This is a genomic window from Fulvivirga sediminis (genome assembly GCF_016757215.1).
In the GTDB taxonomy this organism is placed as follows: domain Bacteria; phylum Bacteroidota; class Bacteroidia; order Cytophagales; family Cyclobacteriaceae; genus Fulvivirga; species Fulvivirga sediminis.
Genome location: NZ_JAESIY010000004.1, coordinates 416,782 through 437,510, shown reverse-complemented (window position 1 = coordinate 437,510; position 20,729 = coordinate 416,782). Strand labels below are relative to the sequence as shown.

12 protein-coding genes are annotated in these 20,729 nt (G+C 38.5%); 8 read left to right on the top strand and 4 right to left on the bottom strand.

Translation table 11 applies throughout. From position 1 onward, the window contains the following. Positions 1-21: 21 nt before the first annotated feature. The 6 genes from JL102_RS09610 to JL102_RS09585 all read left to right on the top strand — a co-directional run bounded on the left by JL102_RS09610 (position 22) and on the right by JL102_RS09585 (position 10,547). Positions 22-1,746 (top strand): sulfatase family protein, encoded by a 1,725-nt coding sequence (locus JL102_RS09610; protein ID WP_202244169.1) that lies wholly within the window; start codon positions 22-24, stop codon positions 1,744-1,746. A gap of 195 nt (positions 1,747-1,941) precedes the next feature. Continuing rightward, a complete protein-coding gene (locus tag JL102_RS09605) occupies positions 1,942-4,185 on the top strand; it encodes a TonB-dependent receptor (RefSeq protein ID WP_202244168.1) in 2,244 nt (747 codons plus the stop codon). Positions 4,186-4,325: 140 nt separating this feature from the next. Next, positions 4,326-6,647, top strand: a complete 2,322-nt coding sequence (locus JL102_RS09600; protein ID WP_202244167.1) for a glycoside hydrolase family 3 protein — start codon at positions 4,326-4,328, stop codon at positions 6,645-6,647. Then, complete coding sequence (locus JL102_RS09595) at positions 6,644-7,534, top strand: alpha/beta hydrolase (protein ID WP_202244166.1); 891 nt, start codon at positions 6,644-6,646, stop codon at positions 7,532-7,534. The genes JL102_RS09600 and JL102_RS09595 overlap by 4 nt, the downstream gene beginning before the upstream one ends. Positions 7,535-7,543: 9 nt before the next feature. Beyond that, positions 7,544-9,901, top strand: a complete 2,358-nt coding sequence (locus JL102_RS09590) for a beta-glucosidase (RefSeq protein ID WP_202244165.1) — start codon at positions 7,544-7,546, stop codon at positions 9,899-9,901. Positions 9,902-10,004: 103 nt separating this feature from the next. Further along, a complete protein-coding gene (locus tag JL102_RS09585) occupies positions 10,005-10,547 on the top strand; it encodes a hypothetical protein (protein ID WP_202244164.1) in 543 nt (180 codons plus the stop codon). Positions 10,548-10,986: 439 nt separating this feature from the next. Here JL102_RS09585 and JL102_RS09580 read toward each other — a convergent pair whose 3' ends face one another. From JL102_RS09580 to JL102_RS09565, 4 genes are all read right to left on the bottom strand, one after another. Then, positions 10,987-12,534 (bottom strand): S41 family peptidase, encoded by a 1,548-nt coding sequence (locus JL102_RS09580; RefSeq protein ID WP_202244163.1) that lies wholly within the window; start codon positions 12,532-12,534, stop codon positions 10,987-10,989. 576 nt (positions 12,535-13,110) lie between these two features. After that, positions 13,111-16,401, bottom strand: a complete 3,291-nt coding sequence (locus tag JL102_RS09575; RefSeq protein WP_202244162.1) for a T9SS type A sorting domain-containing protein — start codon at positions 16,399-16,401, stop codon at positions 13,111-13,113. A gap of 1,116 nt (positions 16,402-17,517) precedes the next feature. After that, a complete protein-coding gene (yiaA, locus tag JL102_RS09570) occupies positions 17,518-17,988 on the bottom strand; it encodes an inner membrane protein YiaA (protein ID WP_202244161.1) in 471 nt (156 codons plus the stop codon). 76 nt (positions 17,989-18,064) lie between these two features. Next, positions 18,065-18,634 (bottom strand): Crp/Fnr family transcriptional regulator, encoded by a 570-nt coding sequence (locus tag JL102_RS09565; protein WP_202244160.1) that lies wholly within the window; start codon positions 18,632-18,634, stop codon positions 18,065-18,067. Positions 18,635-18,913: 279 nt separating this feature from the next. Here JL102_RS09565 and JL102_RS09560 point away from each other — a divergent pair, with 279 nt between their 5' ends. Together JL102_RS09560 and JL102_RS09555 are read left to right on the top strand one after the other, a co-directional pair. Continuing rightward, positions 18,914-19,459: a DNA-3-methyladenine glycosylase I gene (locus tag JL102_RS09560; RefSeq protein ID WP_202244159.1), complete on the top strand. Its 546-nt coding sequence runs from the start codon at positions 18,914-18,916 to the stop codon at positions 19,457-19,459. 126 nt (positions 19,460-19,585) lie between these two features. Continuing rightward, the gene (locus JL102_RS09555) at positions 19,586-20,683 is read left to right on the top strand and encodes an MBL fold metallo-hydrolase (RefSeq protein ID WP_202244158.1); all 1,098 of its coding nucleotides are present in this window, start codon (positions 19,586-19,588) and stop codon (positions 20,681-20,683) included. Positions 20,684-20,729: the final 46 nt, after the last annotated feature.

Below are 20,729 nucleotides of genomic sequence, written 5' to 3'. Positions count from 1 at the left end.
TATACTTTAAAACAAGATGTAATGCATAAAACAATATCAGCAATTCTTTTAGCTCTATTTGTAGGGTTGCTAACCGGTTGTGGAGGAGGCTCTTCACAAGAAGTGGATGATAACAGTGCGGCTAGCACTCAGCGACCTAACATTATTTTCATCATGTCAGATGATCATGCGGTAGATGCTATAAGTGCTTATGGCTCTGAGGTGGGGAAATTGGCACCTACTCCAAATATTGATCGATTGGCTGATGAGGGGGCTATTTTTACTAGAAATTATAATACCAACTCTCTTTGTGGCCCAAGTCGTGCTACTATAATTACCGGTAAATTCAGTCATTTAAATGGCTTTAGAATGAACGGAGATAAATTTGACGGTTCACAGATTACCTTGCCAAAATTACTTGCAAAAGCAGATTATAGCACCGCTGTTATTGGTAAATGGCATTTAGGTACTGAGCCTACAGGTTTCGATCATTATGATATTTTCGAGGGTCAGGGTAATTATTATAACCCAGATTTCATCGCTGATGGAGATAGTTCTGTAGTAAAAGGCTATGCCACAGATATTGTTACTGATAAGGGGATTAGCTGGATAGAGAAACAAAAAGAAAGTGGAAAGCCATTTTTCCTTATGCTTCACCAGAAGGCTCCTCATAGAAACTGGATGGCCCCTGCACGTTATTATAACGTTTATGATTCAGTGGAATTTCCAGTGCCTAGTGACTACTTCCGTAAGTTTGACGACACTCAGAAGGCTGCTAAGAATCAGATCATGACTATATATAAAGATATGTATGCTGGTTATGACCTGAAAATGACCGAAAAAGAAGGAAGTCCAGAATTAGCGCATGATCCTTTTCATATTGAGTTTGAACGTATGACTCCTGAAGAAAGAGCTGCGTGGGATAAGGCTTATCAGCCTAAAAATGATGCTTTTCATAAAGCGAATTTAAAAGGTGAAGATTTAGCCCGATGGAAATACCAAAGGTATATGCAAGAGTATCTTGCTACTATAAAAGCAGTAGACGATGGTGTAGGAGAGGTGCTAGATTATTTGGAAGCTAATGGTTTAGCTGAAAACACAATTGTAGTTTATACCTCAGACCAAGGATTTTACATGGGGGAAAACGGATGGTTTGATAAAAGGTTTATGTATGAAACCTCTTTCAGACAGCCATTCTTAATTCGATATCCAAAAAAGATAGCAGCAGGAAAAGAGGTGGCTGCTCTTACGCAGAATCTTGACTTTGCAGAGACCTTACTTGATTATGCTGGTGTAGAAATTCCTGAGGATATGCAAGGAAAGTCTTTCAGACCATTACTTGAAGGAAAGGTGAAGGATGAAGATTTTAGAGATGCCTTATTCTATGAGTTTTATGATTTTCCTGCATTCCATATGGTAGATCGCCATTACGGAGTTTCTGACGGAAAATATAAACTAATGCATTTTTATGATGCTAATGACTATTGGGAAATGTATGATCTTGAGAAAGATCCAAGAGAGCATAACAATGTTTATGATAATCCAGAATATGCTGATGTTCAAAAACGTCTTCAGGAAAAGCTCAATGCTTTAATGCAAGAATATAACGTGCCTCAAGATGAGTGGAAAAAATCGTCTCCGGAAAAAATAGAGAAGTTTTACGATAACTTCCAAAAGATGTATGAAACGGAAGATTATTTCCACAAAGTAATCCTAAAAGGAAACAAAGCTATTCTTAATGGAGAAAAAGCGAAGAAATCTAAATAACAGATGAATTGAGCAAAGAGGTTTTATCGAAAGAATTTATATGAAGGCTTTCAAAATGTGGCTCCGTTCTAAGGAAATGCCATTTAAAGAGGCTTCATTTAAATAAAAGTGGCTTTTGATATAACCTCTTTTTTTATATCCTGTTATTGCTTCAAAAAGAATCTATGAATTAAATTTTACTGTTAACTAAATACCATGAATAAATTTCAAATAATAATTATTGCCATGTGTTTCTGCTTTACGATGCAGAAGTCTTGGGGTCAGGAGAGAGAACTGTCAGCGTCTGATTCTGTAAAATTGAAACAGAAGATTTCTAAAGATAAACCCAAGGAAGGAGGAGACAGAAATGTAATGCTTAATGCAGCAAGCAATACTGGCCCACGAGATGTTAATATTGGATTGCCCCCTTCGGTAGGTGGTATTACCATTTTAGAAAATGATTTGCCAGCAGTGTATTATTTCTGGCCTGAATTGCCCAATAGAACATGGAGGCCTAGTGTAAGCTTGGAAAGAACAGGTCTTTTGAAAATGGATGAATTGGCCACTTCCATGGGAGATTTAGGTTTCGCTGTTAATAGTTACACTCAAACAGGTACTAAAGACTTTCAATTTAAAGGGAAAGTGTCAGGTAGTCATTATGGATGGATTCAGGGAGATGTGAATGTATCGGGCCCTATTAGTAAAAATGGATGGTCTTATTCTGCAGGAGCATTTTTGAATTATGATCCAGATACTTATGATCTAAAGTCTGTGAGAAATGCTGATGAAACTAAAATTTTTAGAGCAGGCATCACGAAATATTTTAAAGACAATAAAGGAAAGATTACCGCTGCTTATAAATATGCCAATTCTTACTCAGTAACTAATTATGCTTTATTTAGATACAAAGAGGGAGGAGAGGCGAAAGAGCTTGACGGCTTTACTTTTGGAAAAGGTTCTTTTGTTGTAAATGATGGCAAATACCGATTCAAAGATTTAATGACGGGAGAATATTATACGGCTGATATAGATGGTAATGAAGCTACTACTGAAAGTCACAACATAGATATATTTGGTAACTATCAATTGAATAATGGTTGGGATTTTCAATATTCTACACGTTATCACAGTGCCAAAACAAGCTTATTATATCAAATTCCTTTAAGTATTACTGAAAGTGTAGATGCTTCTGCAGGATACACTTATGCCAATACAGGGGATGCTTATACCGGAAATGTGGCTACGCAATTGGCTATGAATTCACCCAATATACCCACTAAAACTTTGATGGGAAGGTTCTCATTGAATAAGACTATAAAGAATCATGAGCTTCAGTTGGGTGTTTTAGAGCAATACTATCATGTAGATGACTATCATTCAAACCGTTCTTTTTTCTACCAGACAGTAGAGGATCAGCCTAGCAAATTAATAAGTCCAAATACAGATGAATTTGGTTTCTTTGGCTATAATACTGGTGGTGAATTTTATAGGGGGTCTGAAAATAAATTGTCATTCTTCGGTACTGATAACTGGAAAGTGAATGATAAATTTAACTTGAGCTACGGTGTGCATATTCGTTACCACCATATCAATGGAGATTTTGCCAGAGAAGCGGTAAATACTTCTACTATAATGAACGAAGAGCAGACAGCTTCATTCGATGAAGGTTGGTTGCAGCTAGGAGGTAAAATTAACGCGAACTACAACCTTACTAAAAACTTCGGTCTAATTGGTAACTTCTTATATACTGAAGAAAACGGACGATTAAATGACTTTTCTACTTCTTTCGTACCTAACTTAAAGAGTAGAAAATCGCCTCTTGGAGCTTTCGGTGTGTTTTGGAATACGCCTTTCTTAAGTTTAGTTTCTCAAGCTACCTACCTGTATAAAAACAACTACTTGCAAAGGTTTAATTTTGTGAATCCGGTAAATAGTTCTGAGTCGCAAAACGGTTCAGTTAACTATGACATTCAAACCATAGGATGGACTACCGACTTGGTATTAACTCCATTTAAAGGATTCAGATTACACTACCTCATTACATTACAAGATCCGGTATATAAGAAGTTCAATTTCAGTGCCTTTGGAGATGACTATAATTATAGTGATAATAATGTTTTGCAAATCTCTAAGACACTTATGGAGATTGACCCAAGTTATACTTTCGGTAACTGGAGAATCTGGGCGAGCTTCAGATACTTTAGTAGACAATACGCCAGCCTTACCAATGTACTTTATTTCAAAGCCCGTTGGGAAAATTTTGGTGGTGTAAATTATAAGTTAAACGATCATGTTGATCTGGGAGCTACTGTTGTGAACTTCCTTAATCAGCGTGGAGCAAAAGGAACTATTAACGGCTCTGAGCTTATTACTGATCCTAGTCAATATTATGGTCAGTTGCTTACAAGTTCATATATCCGTCCTTTTACCGTGCAGGCTTCAGTGAGTGTGCATTTTTAAAGCTTGATAAAGCTATAATGTTTATGGTGTGTAAAATGGAGTAAGGCAAAAAATATAAATGTGCGGATACTTGAAAAAGTATTCCGATCTGTGCGTTTGCCGAAATGTTTTAATGCACTGTTAATTCAAAAAGATTAGTTATGAAAATAAAAAACATAATGAGGACCGCTGCTGCGGTCTTCATGGCATGTAGCATTCAGACTTCAATGGCTCAAACTTCTGATATTCATTGGATGGATGTGAAGCGTGGACCAAAGTTAGGGTGGAGTGAGAACTCAGGTGTTAAGATTATTAAAGTAGGTGGAAAGGCTTTTAAAGATTTAAACAAAAACGGAAAGCTTGATCCTTATGAAGATTGGAGACTGACTCCAGAGAAGAGAGCTGAGGATTTGGCATCTAGAATGACCGTGGAGCAAATAGCTGGTCTTATGTTGTACAGTAGGCATCAGGCTATTCCTGCTTCGAAATATACTCCTTACCCTGGTACTTATAACGGTAAGGCCTTTGAAGAGGGAGATATAGATCCTTCTTTATTAACAGATCAACAGAAGAAGTTCCTCAAAGAGGATAACATGAGGCATGTTTTAATTACCAAAGTACAGTCTCCTGAAGTAGCCGCCAAGTGGAATAATAACCTTCAGGCTTATGTAGAGGGCCTGGGTTTAGGTATTCCTGCTAACAACAGCTCAGATCCGAGGCATACAGCTACTGTTACTTCAGAGTTTAACGCTGGTGCTGGCGGTCAAATTTCTTTATGGCCTGACGGTCTGGCAATGGGAGCTACCTTTGATCCTGAGTTGGTGAAACAGTTTGGAGAAATAGCTTCTAAAGAATATAGAGCACTGGGTATTTCTACTGCACTTTCCCCACAAATAGATTTGGGTACTGAGCCTCGTTGGTATCGTATTGCCTATGTATTCAGCGAAAGTCCTGATTTGGTAAGAGATATGGGTAAGGCATACGTAGAGGGCTTTCAAACTTCTGAAAAGGACTTTGAAATAAATAAAGGCTGGGGATATCACAGTGTGAATGCTATGGTGAAACACTGGCCCGGAGGTGGACCTGAAGAAGGAGGTAGAGATGGACACTGGGCTATGGGTAAATTTGCCGTATATCCCGGTAATAATTTTAATGACCACGTGAAGCCCTTTACAGAAGGGGCATTTAAGCTAGACGGAGGTACTCAATCAGCCTCAGCGGTTATGCCTTACTACACTATTAGTTATGATCAGGATAAGATGTATAATGAAAATGTAGGTAATGGCTTTAGTAAATATATGATTACGGAGCTGCTTAGAGATAAGTACGGTTATGACGGCGTAGTTTGTACTGACTGGCTGATAACTGGAAATGAAGGAGCTACTCCTGGTACTTTCGCAGGTAAGCCTTGGGGAACAGAAGAGCTAAGTATAGAAGAAAGGCATTATAAAGTGCTTAAAGCAGGCGTAGATCAGTTTGGAGGTAATAATGAAAAAGGACCTGTTTTAGCTGCTTATGAAATGGGAGTGAAGGAGTTTGGAGAAGAGTATATGAGAGCACGCTTTGAGCGTTCGGCAGTAAGGCTTCTGAAAAATATCTTCAGAGTAGGGTTGTTTGAAAATCCGTATCTAAACGTAGAAGCCACCGTCGCTACAGTGGGTAAGCCTGAATTTATGAATGCTGGCTACAAAGCTCAGTTGAAATCAGTAGTAATGCTGAAAAATAAAGCATCAGTATTGCCAGTACAGGAGAAGAAAACGGTTTACATTCCTAAAATTTATACACCTGTGAAAACGGATTGGTGGGGCAATGCTACACCTGCCAGCTTTGATTATCCGGTAAATATCGACTTGGTGAGTAAGTATTATGATGTTACTGATGATCCTAAAAAGGCTGATTTTGCCATAGTTTTTGTTAAAAATCCACAAAGTGCTGAGGCGGGTTATAGTGATGTAGATCGTGAGCAAGGAGGAAATGGCTACTTACCTATTTCCTTACAATATCAGAGTTATACTGCAGAGTACGCGCGTGAGCAGAGTATCGCAGCCGGAGATCCGGTGGTAGATCCTGAAGTAAAGGACAGAAGTTATAAAGGAAAAACAGCTACAGCTTCTAATATCATGGATCTGAAAACTATTTTGGATACTAAAATGATGATGAAAGATAAGCCGGTAATAGTTTCTGTTACAGCTGATAAGCCAATGATTTTCTCTGAATTTGAAAACAGAGTAGAAGGAATCGTCCTGAATTTTGGTGTATCTACTCAGGCGGTACTTGATATTATTTCAGGAAAGGAAGAGCCTTCTGGTCTGCTTCCTTTGCAAATGCCTGCTAACATGAAAACAGTGGAACAGCAGAAAGAAGATGTGCCTTTTGATATAGAGGCATACAAAGATACTGAAGGTCATATTTATGATTTTGGCTATGGCCTAAACTGGAAAGGTGTAATTAATGATGATCGAACAAAACGCTATAAACCATGAATAAAATAAAAACAATATTGATATTATCCTTAGCTATGTGCTTTGCTCAGTCACAAGCTCAGGATCAGACCATCTCCTTGTATAAAGGCAAGGCGCCAGGTTCTGAGAACTGGAAGCAAAAAGAGGCAGAAATGTATTCTGACCTCTTTAAAACACAGGTAGTATATAACGTAACTGACCCAAGTTTGCTAATGTACAAACCTGAAGGGAAGGCTAATAAGACAGCCATAATTATTGCTCCGGGAGGAGGCTTTCAAAGCCTTTCAATTAACAGAGAGGGTATTGATCTGGCTAAAGAATTGGCAGCAAAAGGGGTTACAGCTTTTGTGTTAAAGTACAGATTGTTAGAAACTAAGTCTAACGATCCTGCTAGAGAAATGATGGCTAATCTTAAAAATAGAGACGATTTCAATAAGAAAACAGCTCCTATTAAAGTGATGGCTGGTGATGACATAAAAACTGCCATCTCTTACATCAGAGATCATGCTAAGGAGCTGGGAGTTGACCCTCAGAAGCTTGGAGTAATAGGTTTTTCTGCTGGTGCAAGTGTAATATTAGAAAGTGTTTTCCATAGTGAGAAAGAGACACTTCCAAATTTTGCGGCGTCTATTTATGGAGGTCCTAGCAATGATATATTAGAAGCAGATATGCCAGCTTCAGAAATACCCCTATTTATCAGTGCTGCTACTGATGATCAGTTAGGGTTGGCTCCCAGAAGCATAGATTTATATAATAAATGGCTGCCTTCAGGTTATCCTGTAGAGTTGCATGTGTATGCTAATGGAGGCCATGGATTTGGAATGGGTACGCAAGGCTTGCCAGTAGATACTTGGTATAAGCGCTTTGAGGATTGGCTTATACAGTTTGAATTTTTGAATAAACAATAACTCAATAAAATGATTGATAAACTAAAAAAACTTGCCTTAGGAGCATCGTTGCTGGTTACTTTTAGCCACGTGAGTGTGGCTCAAAAAGCACCTCAGCTTGGCAAAGCTTCTGTAGACGAAGTAATAAATGCAATGACTGCCGAAGAAAAGGCAGACTTATTAATAGGACCAGGAATGCCTGGTTATGCTGGCTTAGTGCCTGTAGAAGGTGAGCCAGATGTACGTGTACTGGGAGCCGCGGGGGGTACTCGTGCTATTCCTAGGTTGGGCATACCTGAAACTGTTGTGGCTGATGGCCCTGCGGGTTTAAGAATTCAGCCTAAGCGTAAAGGTGATGATAATACTTACTATGCTACAGCTTTTCCCGTAGGCACAGCTCTGGCTTCTACCTGGAATACTGAGCTGATAGAGGAAGTGGGTAAAGCCATGGGAGAAGAAGTGAAAGAATATGGTGTAGATGTGCTTTTGGCTCCTGCCTTAAATATTCACAGAAACCCTTTAAATGGTAGAAACTTCGAATATTATTCAGAAGATCCATTGGTGTCTGGTGAAATTGCTGCTGCTTATGTAAATGGTATACAGTCTAACGGAGTGGGAACTTCTGTGAAGCACTATGCTGCTAATAATCAGGAAACCAATCGGTTGACTATCAATGAGCATATCACTGAGCGTGCTATGAGAGAGTTGTATCTAAGAGGGTTTGAAATCGCGATTAAAAATTCTCAGCCATGGACTGTTATGTCGGCTTACAATAAAATAAATGGAGAGTATGCATCTTCTCATAAAGATATGCTTACTACTATTTTGAGAGACGAATGGGGATACGAAGGCTTTGTTATGACTGACTGGTTTGGTGGTTATGCTGGTTTTCAATCTATCATGACAGAAGGAGCAGAAAGTGATGTAGTAGCGCAAATAGAAGCCGGTAATGACTTGCTTATGCCTGGTATGGAAGCGCAATATGCTAGATTAGTAAAAGCCTTGAAAGAAGGTAAGATTTCTGAAGAAGCTGTAAATAAGAGCCTTAAGCGTATTTTAAATATGGTGCTTAATTCGCCAACATTTAAAAAGTACAAGTATAGCAATAAGCCAGATTTAAAAGCTCATGCTGAAGTAACTCGTCAAGCTGCAGCTGAAGGTATGGTACTTTTGAAAAACAATGATAACGTACTTCCTTACACTGCTAAATCATCTCCTATAGCTGTTTTTGGTAATACTTCATATAACTTTATTGCAGGTGGTACAGGTAGTGGTGATGTAAATGAAGCTTATTCTATTTCTTTAATTGAAGGGCTGAAAAATGCAGGTTATCAAATTGATCAGGATCTGAAGAAAAGCTATGTTCCTTTTGTAGATGAGTCCGTAAAGAAAGAAATGAAGCGTAGAGAGGAGAAAGGATTACTTGCTGTGCCTCAAAGGTTATTAGAAATGCCTCTAGATAATAAGGTTGTAAGTGAAAAAGCAAAATCATCGGAGGTGGCTGTGATTACCATTGGCCGTAACTCTGGTGAAAATGAAGATAGACACATTAATGAAGATTTCTACCTGGCTCAGGACGAAGTTAAATTGATCAATAAAGTATCTAACGCTTTCCATGCCGAAAACAAAAAGGTAATCGTAATCCTGAACATAGGTGGTGTGATAGAAACAGCAAGCTGGAAAGATAAAGTAGATGCAATTTTATTAGCATGGCAACCAGGCCAGGAAGGTGGTAATTCTGTAGCAGATGTATTCTCAGGAAAAGTAAACCCATCAGGTAAGTTAACTATGACTTTCCCTGTTGATTATAATCAGCATCCTTCTGCTTCTAACTGGTTAGGTACCCCAATAGCTAACCCTGAAGAAGTATTCTACAAAGAGGGTATTTATGTTGGCTACCGTTATTTCAATACTTTTGACGTAGAACCTGCTTACGAATTTGGTTACGGAAAATCTTATACCTCTTTTGAGTATTCAGACCTTAAGCTGAGTGATGGTACTTTTAAAGATGAGATAGAGGTTTCATTTAAAGTAACTAACACCGGAAAGGTGGCAGGAAAAGAGATAGCTCAATTATACCTTAGTGCGCCTGCAGTATTGGTAGATAAGCCTGAGGCTGAGTTGAAAGCATTTGCAAAAACCAAGGTTTTAAAGCCTGGAAAATCAGAGAAAATAAGCTTTACCTTAAAAGCTAAAGATCTGGCTTCATTTGTAAATGAGAAAAGTGCTTGGATAGCTGAAAAAGGTGAGTACAGTGTTAAGATTGGTGCTTCATCTAAAGATATTCAACTGTCTGATTCTTTTAAAGTAGACAGTAACATAACAGCAGAAAAGGTTAATAACACATTTGACTTAGATGCTGAAATGGAAGTATTGAAGAATAACTAGTAGTTTAGTTTAATCGGGCAAGGCCACCTTCTTAAAGAAGGTGGCCTTTTTTTATGATCTGGAAAATTTTGATATTTGTCCTGGTTTTTAAATTAAAATATAAATGAAGTATTTTTTAAATTTATCTTTTTTAGTGGTGTTAAGTGCCATATTTCTTATCTCATGCTCGGATGATGATGATGATGAGAGTAATGAGATTACGAATAGTTATTTCAAAGTAGCTGAATCTGAGTATAGTCTGAAAGGAGGCACTCTTGTGTATCAGGAGAATTTGGGTGAGATAAATGGAGTATTTTTTAGTTCGATGTCATTGATGTTGCATTCTGAAGGGATAGAAGTGATCGAAACAGAGGTTCAAGGAGAGGGTTTCGGTATTTATCTGAATTTGTTGTCTTTAGAGAAAGGCGAGTTGGCTTCAGGGGAATATAAATTTGGTGAAGACCAAGGATTTGTTTCTCAAATTAGTGAAGGTGAATATGAAGATGTCGGAGGAACTTTAAGTGGTCAAATAACTTCTGGAGCCATTACAGTGGAGAAAAAAGGTGATAACTATGAAATTACCTTGGATTTAGTTAATGAGAAGGGGCAAGAAATTACAGGGTATTATAATGGTAAGTTAACCTATTATGATGATGTAAATAATTGATTAATCACAAGCTAAGGAAAAATATAAACAAAAAAGGCAGCTGTTGAGGCTGCCTTTTTTATTGCTGTAGAGGGAGGATTCGAACCTCCACGGAGCGGTTAGTGCTTTAAGTGTTATTGGATACCTGAAAGAATTTATCCCGTGACCTCCACCCCCGAGACCGGAGGGCATGTCTGCCAGTTTCATCACCCTACAGTGTAGATCAATTCGGTAATTGATATTTCAAAGTTAATAAAAGGGTTTGTTTATTCAAATTAACGCAACTATTTAGCTTTATTTATATATTAAATTTAATATAATAGTATTTTAGTTGCGATAATTTTAAAATAGAGGATTTGAAGGGGAGCTGTATTGTGAATTTTTCAAAGAGAGATACTCGGTAGCGTAGGGAGGTCAGCTCAAAAGTGACTAAATAGTGCTTAGAGCTGACCGGATATGGCTATTTTTTTATATTAATTCTCTTTTCAATCATTCCATTGAATTGAGGTGTTTTACCTATATTAATAGGTTTAAAACTACTTTCTCTGCTGGTTCTGCCGAAGCCGGGTACATTGCCAGTGGCCAAATCAATAGCTACAGATATACTTTGTTCTTTAGGATCACCAAAGTCATGTGTAACATCGTCATCACTTTTGAAATCAGGTTCAAATCCTTGGAAGTAGTCGCCTTCTCCTTTTGAATTGAGCGTGCGGAAATTAGATATATACATGGTGTATTTATCTATATCAATACCGAAAAAGCCTACAGGCTTACCGTAGCTGGTGGTTCCTATGAGAGTGACATTCATATAGGGTTTTAATGAATTAATAACTAATTCACTTGATGAGGCAGTGCCGTTAGTAGTGATAAAATAAACATTTTCTACAGTTTCTAAAGTGCCTTCTTTTTCAAATCGTGTGGTATTGCCGGCTGCACTATAATCAAGATCATAGTAAGTAAGATCGCGGCCATTATAGGGTATTTTGTTACCGTTGCCGTCTTTGTAGATCTTATTTTTAAGTATAGTGGCTTGCCCGTTTTTCATGGTTTCGTTAAAGTGTTCTACAAACATCACTTTTCCATTTAACCTACTTGGGGCAATAAGATTGGTAAGAAGAGTGGCTGTAGTCACATAACCGCCACCGTTATATCTCAAGTCAATAATAAGATCTTTAACATTTGCACTTGCAAATTTTTTAAAGGCAGCCTCAAGCCCTTCTTGTGAGTTAGTTAAAGAAGAAAACGTGTAATAAGCCAGGTAGCCTATTTTGGTATTAGTAGCTTCTATTACCGTATCTTTAAATATAGGGGAAATCTCAAAACTACTTGAGGAGAGGTTAAAATCATCTGTTTCATTATCAGCGTTTGTTATGGTTGCAGTGAATGAATCAGTATTAAAAGCACCGTTAATGAAATCAATATCAGCTTGTGACTTAATACTAAGATTCCGTCCGTTGATGGCTAATAGCCTATCGCCTCGTCTGATGCCTTTTTTATAAGCAGGAGAACCCTTAGTTACATACCTCATTCTGATGTCTTCAGCTCCTACAGCTGTGAGAGCAAAGCCGTACCCCTCTTCTTCACCTTCTAGCTTATTTGCGGCTAAATACCCTAGTTGAGAAGATGATGAGCTATTTTCTTCAATATAAGAGTATTTAGGAGATGTTATTCCAGGTCCTAGGTATTCATAAGGGTAACCAGTTTCTGGATTAATGGGGTATTGAGTAATGTCGAATAAGGCTGATTCAAGATTTTTTAATTCTTCTCCAGATGAAGAGGAATAATTCCTGGGGGCGAACTCATCATATTCAGGCAAAGCTTCATTCCAGAAATATATTTCTTTTGCATATAGAAATATAGAATCCAAAGTAGCTTGTTCGTTGTTTTCAGCTGCCGATCTAGGGCTTTTATTAACGGTGTCATCGTCCGTACAAGAGATAATTGTCATGGCTAGTACCACTGCAATTAGGCTACTACATCTTGCCTTTTTCAATGCATTTAGTAACATAAAAGTATAATTTAAAATCAGAGAAAAATCATGGGTTTGGTTGAATAATGAAAAAACACACGCTGAAGTTAGCGTATTTTCATTAAACACTAATTAACGCAATAAAAATCATTTATTTCTAAATTTTAAAGATAGAGTGTGGCTGGCTTAAAACAAAAAAGACAGCTGAGGGGCTGTCTTTTGGTTGCTGTAGAGGGAGGATTCGAACCTCCACGGAGCGGTTAGCGCTTTTAAGTGTTATTGGATACTATAAAGAATTTATCCCGTGACCTCCACCCCCGAGACCGGAGGGCATGTCTGCCAATTTCATCACCCTACAGTGTAGATCAATTCGTTAATTGATATTTCAAAGTTAATAAAATCGCTCATTCATTCAAATTATATCAAATAATTAGATATATTTATGTGATATTTTAAATAAAATAGAATTTAAATTGATTTATTTTCAATTTCATCGGGTTTTTGGATGTGGTTTTTGATGATTTTATAAAAGAATATCTCATCTGATGTGATTCAGAATAATTGTTCCTAATTTTTACTTTTGCGTTTTAAAAATATAGTATTGCCAATACAATCCTATTCGATAATAATTTTGCCTGTTTTTATAGATTGCATATTAACATAAACCTGATAGATGTAAAGCCCTGATAATAGCTCATCTCGGTATAGCTTCATGTCTGAACTACCTTCTAAACGCTTCATTAACTTTCCTGATTTATCCATGAGAACTACTACGATTTGGTCATTCCTGTGTGTGCCAATCACCTTAACAGTGGTGAATTTTTCAAATGGGTTGGGGTTTATCAGAACATGATAGTCATCCTGATCACTGGCCATAGATATAACGGATGAATACCGGTAGCTGCCGTCAAAGTCTATTTGTTTAAGTCTATAGTAGCTCAGCCCTGCAGAAGGCCTGTCATCTGTAAAATGGTAGTCTAACTTTTCATCGCTGTTACCAGATCCCTTTACCTGTCCTATTTTACTTAAAGATGAAGCATCTGAGCCTCTTTCTACTACAAAAAGGTCATTGTTAATTTCTGAGGCTGTACTCCACTTTAGATGGATTGAAGTATTGTTAGGATCTTTTTTTGCAGTGAAACTGATTAACTCTACTGGTAGTATAGGGTTCACCGTTACGGTGGCGGTACTAAGCTGCTCTATAGTACAAGTAATAGGAGATGTTTTGGTGGAGAGTACATTAAAGGTGGTGGTAGTGTTCAAGGTTCCGGTAGGTAGGGATAGTGTGCCTCCAGTGCCGGCTACTGAGCTACCTATTGCAGAATCATCCGCATCATCTCTTAACAAGTATTCTACACCCGACTCGGAGTTGGCTACTTCAATATTAGTTGATTCTCCAGGTTCAATAGTAGAATTAGTACTGGTAACTGGTCTATCGTTGAGAGGGTTTTCATAAACAGTAATAGCAGCCGTGTTACTATTTAAGCCTGTACATGACAAGTCTGGGATTTTTAAGGCTTTTATCTGTAGTGTTTCACTAGATGTGAGCTCAAAAGAATCAAATGTAATGGCACCTCCTGTACCTAGTAGTGAAGAGCTTAGGTCTACTGTATTTCCGTTATCTCGTAATGTGTATATAACTCCCTCTTCAGAGTTAGGTATTTCCACCTGGGCAGAAGTATTTTCACAGACCTCGCTACTTATTACGTTTACTGTTCGGTTGGTTAGCGGAGGCTTGCAGGCTACTGTATTGCCAGCAGATTCATTACTAGCTGCCTTTCCTGTTTCGGTGGCAGTGGCGGTTAGCACACCGCCGGCATATAAATCAGAATTAGCAGAACTCAGGCCTCCAAGTGTCCAGGTGCCTGAGGAAGTGCTGGTAGAGCCTAGTTCACCACCATCAATATAAACATCTATACCAGTTCCGTCTGCGGATGGAGAGGTGCCTGAAACGGAGGTGTCTCCTTCTGTATAGCTACCGGTAATGGAAGGGGTAGCACTTACAGCTAAAACTGTTATGGAAGATGAAGCTGCGCTTACCAGTTCTCCTGGGGCTGTAGCGGTAGCATTAACTACCTGTCCTGTGCTTAATGATAGGCCTGTTAGTGTCCAGTTGCCATTAGCATCCACACTCGTAGTGCCTACTGAAGATCCTCCTACTCGTACATTTATTATTGTGCCTGAAGCCTCTGTGCTGGTGCCGGATACACTAGTGGCCCCATTAACCAGAGGCCCTGTGATGGTAGGTGTGGTAGATTGCTCCGTAACGGTTCTACTTACTGCGGTGGATAGGCACTTTCCTGTTTCAAGTGCTTTTACTTGTAATACTTGGCCAAGGCTTAGGGTGAGGCCAGAAAAGCTCCAGGCTCCTGAACCGTTAGTGGTAGTGCTGCTGATGTAATTACCATCAATAAAAAGAAATATTTTGAATCCACTGGTGGAGGTTCCACTAAGAGTAGTGGTGGAGGTGGTTACAGAAGTTGTGCTTACTGTGGGGGTAGTGCTGGCCGCACTACTTCCACTGGTACAAAAAGATGCAGAAGGTGAAGATTCACATTTGCCTGGCTCCTGCACTGTAGCCCAATAGCTGCCGTTAGGCTGACAGTTGGTTCCAGAATTACATCCGGAATTGGAGCCATTACAGGCTATAACAAAAATGGTCCCTGGCGTGGTAACTGTGAAAGTACTGATAGGGTTAGGGAAGGAAGCGTGATCAGGGTTATAAGCCTTGAGCACGGTGCCTGCAGGAAGTGTTGTGGCAGTAGTGATTTCGATCCCTTTACGGCCTCCACAGGTGATGGTGGGGGCAGCGCTGCAAGAGGAGCCAACACTCACTTCGTTAGAGCTTAGTGATACAGATTCACCGGCAGCAGTAGCCGTGGCGGTAAGCACGTCATTTTCTGCCAAGGCGGTTAAGCCCGATATAGTCCAGCTACCCCCCGTGACAGTAGTGGTACCTACTGAAACGCCGTTTACATAGAGCTCTATGATAGTGCCATTTCCTTCACTGGAAGTACCAGATACGCTAGTGGCTCCAATAGATACGGGGCTACTAATCACTGGGGCTACACTACGACTAGGAGGAAAGCCAGAGTTGATATCAGCAGGTGCAGTAGCTACCTGATTATCTACCACAATCCCCCATATTTTATCTATATTATGACCGTAGGCATCGTCATCTATACCTCCAATATCTGAAATGCCGCCTCCTATAGCACTCTGTGTGTTGATCACTGTATTGGCTACTAGCCTCATGGGGGTGGAGGTGGAAATAGATGGGAAAAAGGTGGTAATGGTGGAAAAAGGCATGTAAAAATCATAGAAATAGTCTGGGTCGGAACATGATGTAGATTGGGCAATTGACTTTTGAGCGTAGTCATCATAGGCTAAGGTTGTCATAAGAGTAGGGGATGTGGTGCCATCTACATCATAGAGCCTAACGCCAAAGTTGGTGACTAATTCTATTTCTATTTCAAAGCCAGGATTACCACTGACATAGTTGGGGTCACTACCACTTCCGAATAAGTTGTCCGTGTCTATTAGAATGCTATATCCTTTCGAATTAGGAGCATATCCTCCTAACCTAAAGCGGAAGAGCCAGTTATTGGAGGCATCTACATAAGATGCTGCTACATAGCGTGTGGCGTCATCGGCAAAATCTGTAAATCCGCAGGCAGGACCAGAGGCTACATCGCTGGTAGGTTCTACTTCAGGCACGGTAATGGTTTGATAGGGAATTTCACTTTCAGCATTGTCATTGCTCACAAAACCGGAGTTGTCTGCAGAAACATAACCATCACCATTGGGGTCAAGAACAGTTGCGCCAGCTCCTGCAGGGTCTATGATCAACCCTGGAGTTTGCGCATGGGTGTGATGCGCGGCTATGATTAAGGTGGTGACAATCATAATTGATTGTATGAGTACTCTTTTACATATCCATGAAGTTTTAGAGCAGAAGATTTTATGGAGTAGTGGCATTTGTCGCAATCTAAATATTCGGTAAAAAAAGTTAATCTTAACTGCTTTAGGAGGTATTGGATAGTCAACACTATTTCCAAGTTCTGGCCTCAATCATTACAGTTAATTACATAAGCTAAGTATTTGTTGGTTGCTTTTTATTGTTAAACATTATCAAATCTTACACTTCAAGATTGTCTGAGGAATTATAAAATTATGACAGACATTTTATGAGTTGTATAAATAGTTTAATAACAATCAATACTATAATTTGCCTGGTAATGATGAGTGTAATTATGGTTATATTGTTATTTGATTTATAATTTGATAGAGTGGAGTGAATTTAGTCTTATGTGGAAAAATGCGCTGAAGAATCTGTATTTGAAATGTAATATCTTGGCTGAAAGTTAGATAAGGCTTTTCAGTTGAGACTTGCTTTATTTTTTTGTTTAAAAGACGTCTTAAAATTTTGAGTATTTCATCTCATGTTCCTTCTCTTCATAATTGTTAGAGGTGCTGCCGTCGGAAGGATATACATTGCTTGCTTCTATTGATCAGAATAAAAAGGGCAGTAATTAGTTTGCATAAAACAAAAAAGCAACACCATTATCGATGTTGCTTTCTGTGTTGCTGTAGAGGGAGGATTCGAACCTCCACGGAGCGGTTAGCGCTTTTAAGTGTTATTGGATACTATAAAGAATTTATCCCGTGACCTCCACCCCCGAGACCGGAGGGCATGTCTGCCAATTTCATCACCCTACAGTGTAGATCAATTCGTTAATTGATATTTCAAAGTTAATAAAAAGCTTTTTTTATTAAAATTATCGTAATTAAATTAACTTAATTATGAATTATTTTTAAAATAATGATGATCTGTTTTTGAAAATATTAAAACAATGATTAAAAAAGGAGAGGTGGTTATAAAATTTATAATTAGGTAAATGATTTTTGCAGATCTTCGTGAGATTGATGGTGTTTATATATGCGCTTTTTGGGCTGAGCCTGATCTTCTATGTCTGAATCAGTTAATAGGCTCCCTTTTGGGAGCCTATTAACTGATAATTTTTAATCTTTATCTGAGTAACTCTGAAGGTCACGGGTGTTTTTCTGTACGGCAATAGCTGAGAACATACTTAGTAAAAAGCTCATGGCGTAAAACCCTTTTTCACTTAAGGTGAGTTCTGCATTCCATAGACCTACTACTAATAGCGTTACTGCTAATAATGCGGAAAACCAACTGATACCGTAATAGATGTCAGTTACAGGAATTCCTTCCAGTCTATCGCGTACACTTTTTTGTACAGATACCACTGAGAATAAGCCAAACATAATGATTGAAAAGTAATATCCTTTTTCGTTCAATAGCATTTCAGCATTATAAAGGCCAATGAAATAGGCCGTCATACCGACGATAAGTGTGCACCAGGATACCGCCACAAAGGCATTAGAGGGCTTGCTGATGTTCTCTTTGTTGTTTTTAGAGCTCTTTTTAGATATATACTCTTCTGTCGGAGTTGTGAATGTGCTTTGATCCATAACTTTTAATATTTGATTATGAAGCAAAGATGGGCGGCTCTTGGTTGAGAAACATTTACATATGTAAAGAAAACGACTAGTCCCTTTTTGCTCTGATCCGGCTCAGCTGTGTTGGGGTAACTCCCAAATATGAAGCTACATGATACTGGGCAATCTGATTTTCCAGCTTCGGGTATTCCTCTTTAAATATCTTGTACCTTTCAGATGCATCATTCATTACCAGTGTCATTTCCCGTCTTTCCTTTTTTACGAAGAAATCTTCAGCAATTACTCTATTCAGTCTCTCTACTAAGGGATATTCCTCGTAAAGATCAAGAATGTCTTGAAAGCTGGCTTGTAGCAAGGAGCATTCTGTTAGGCATTGGATATTGATCATATTCTTGTTGCCGGTAATTAGCGAAGAGTATCCTCCTACTATGGCAGGGTTAACAAAAAACAGTTTGTTAAACTCTTCTCCTTTGGGGTTTCTGTAATAAGCGCGCATAATGCCCTCTTCTATAAAGCATAGCTTTTTTGAGTATTCTCCTTCTTTAGCGAAATGCGATTGCTTCTCCATAGAAACCGGTTTAAAAAGCCCTAATAGGGCCTGCATTGACTCTTGAGGTAGCTTTACAAAATCATGGAGATAAGATTCAAATGTGTTCATCAATATTTTGAATAAGCAAACTATTAAACCCTAAAACTAATGAATTCCTTGCAAATGGGTAAAAAAGGGGCCAGTGGTTCTGTGTCTAACCTCATTAACACAAGTGTATTTGAGATTTTTGCTTTATAAATGAATTACTTAATAGAAAGAATAGATATGTTATGGTTGGAATTGATGCTAATAATTCTCCAGATAGATGATTTCCAATAAAATGTTTTTCTCAAATATCGAAACAGCATGTTATCCTCGCCGTTTCTTCTATTCTAAACGAAGAATTAAATGTCATACTGTGAAGTTATAAAGACTATGCCTGAGCCGAGGAGGTCTTTACATAAAAAATATCATGATCATCACTATGGTTTTCCTATCCACGATGATAATGAGCTCTTTGGGAGATTAATCATGGAGATCAATCAGGCGGGTTTGAGCTGGGAAACTATACTCAAGAAGGAGGACTCTTTTAGAGCGGCCTATGATAATTTTAATATTGAAAAGGTAGCCGCCTATACTGAAGAGGATAGAGAAAGGTTACTTCAAGATGTTGGGATTATCCGAAATAAACTAAAGGTGAATGCTGCCATTGAAAATGCCAAAAAAATAAAAGAACTACAGCAGGAGTACGGCTCTTTTGAAAAGTGGCTCGAGCACCATCATCCTAAAACTAAAGCGGAGTGGGTTAAGGTTTTTAAGAAGAATTTCCGCTTTACCGGAGGGGAAATTGTAGGCGAATTTCTAATGAGTATAGGTTTCTTAAAAGGAGCGCATGATGATAATTGCGTTATTAATAAAGAGATCGAAAAACAGGATCCTAAATGGATGGAATAAAAGGTTAAATTGAAAAATAAGAATTGTTAAATAAAATAGAGTCGAAAATAGGTCTTCTTAAAATATAAATGTCTTACGTACGTCTAGTAATGCATGAATCGATTTTTTAAAATTATAAAGCGAACAATGATAGTAATTATAGGGGTGGTAGTAGCGGTTGTTATTGCCACATACTTTTATATGTCACAAGATCTGTTTGGTAAGAAGCCGGAGGGAGAGCGATTAGAAAGGATGAGCAAATCGTCACATTTTAAAGATGGAGTATTTGAAAACTTTCACCATACCCCTACGCTAACAGAAGGTTATAGCATGATGGGGGTTATGTATAAGCAGATTTTTGGAAAACACCCCAGGACGCAGCCTAAAGATAGTATACCTTCTGTAGTTACAGATCTAAAGAGTTTCGCTCCTGATGAAAATGTATTGGTTTGGTTTGGGCATTCTTCTTATTTTATTCAGCTTAATGGCCGTAAAATTCTGGTGGACCCTGTTTTTAGTGGCAATGCCTCGCCTATTCCTAGTTCTGTAAATGCCTTTCCGGGAGCTAATGGTTATGGCGTTGAAGATATGCCGGATATAGATTATCTGTTCATCAGTCATGATCATTATGATCATTTGGACTATCAAACTATCGTGGCTATGAAGGATAAAGTACGTAAAGTAATGTGCGGATTGGGTGTAGGTTCACATTTTGAGTTGTGGGGGTATACTCAAGATCAGATTATAGAAGGAGACTGGTATGATGCAGTGGATTTAGATGATGGATTTAAGGCTTATTTTACCCCATCAAGACACTTTTCAGGGCGAGGTTTTAAAAGAAATAATACCTTGTGGAGTTCTTACGTGTTAGAAGCAGAAGGCTTTAAGCTGTACATTGGTGGGGATAGCGGGTATGATACTCATTTCGCTGATATCGGTAATAAATTTGGCCCTTTTGACTTAGCAATATTGGAAAACGGCCAGTATAATAAAGCTTGGGAAGCGATTCATATGTTGCCAGAGCAAACGTTAAAGGCAGGATCAGATCTTAAAGCGAAGCGTGTGTTTCCGGTGCATTCGTCAAAATTTAAACTGGCCTGGCACCCATGGGATGAACCTCTTTCTGAAGTCAGTCGTTTAAGTGCGGATTATAATTTTCCTCTGGTTACACCAAAAATCGGTGAGGTGGTACGTTTAAAGGATACTACTCAGACCTTTGATCATTGGTGGGAAGGGATGGAATAATTTTTTCTTAGCTGAGAAAGGTATTACAAAAGAGACTTTGAAAATC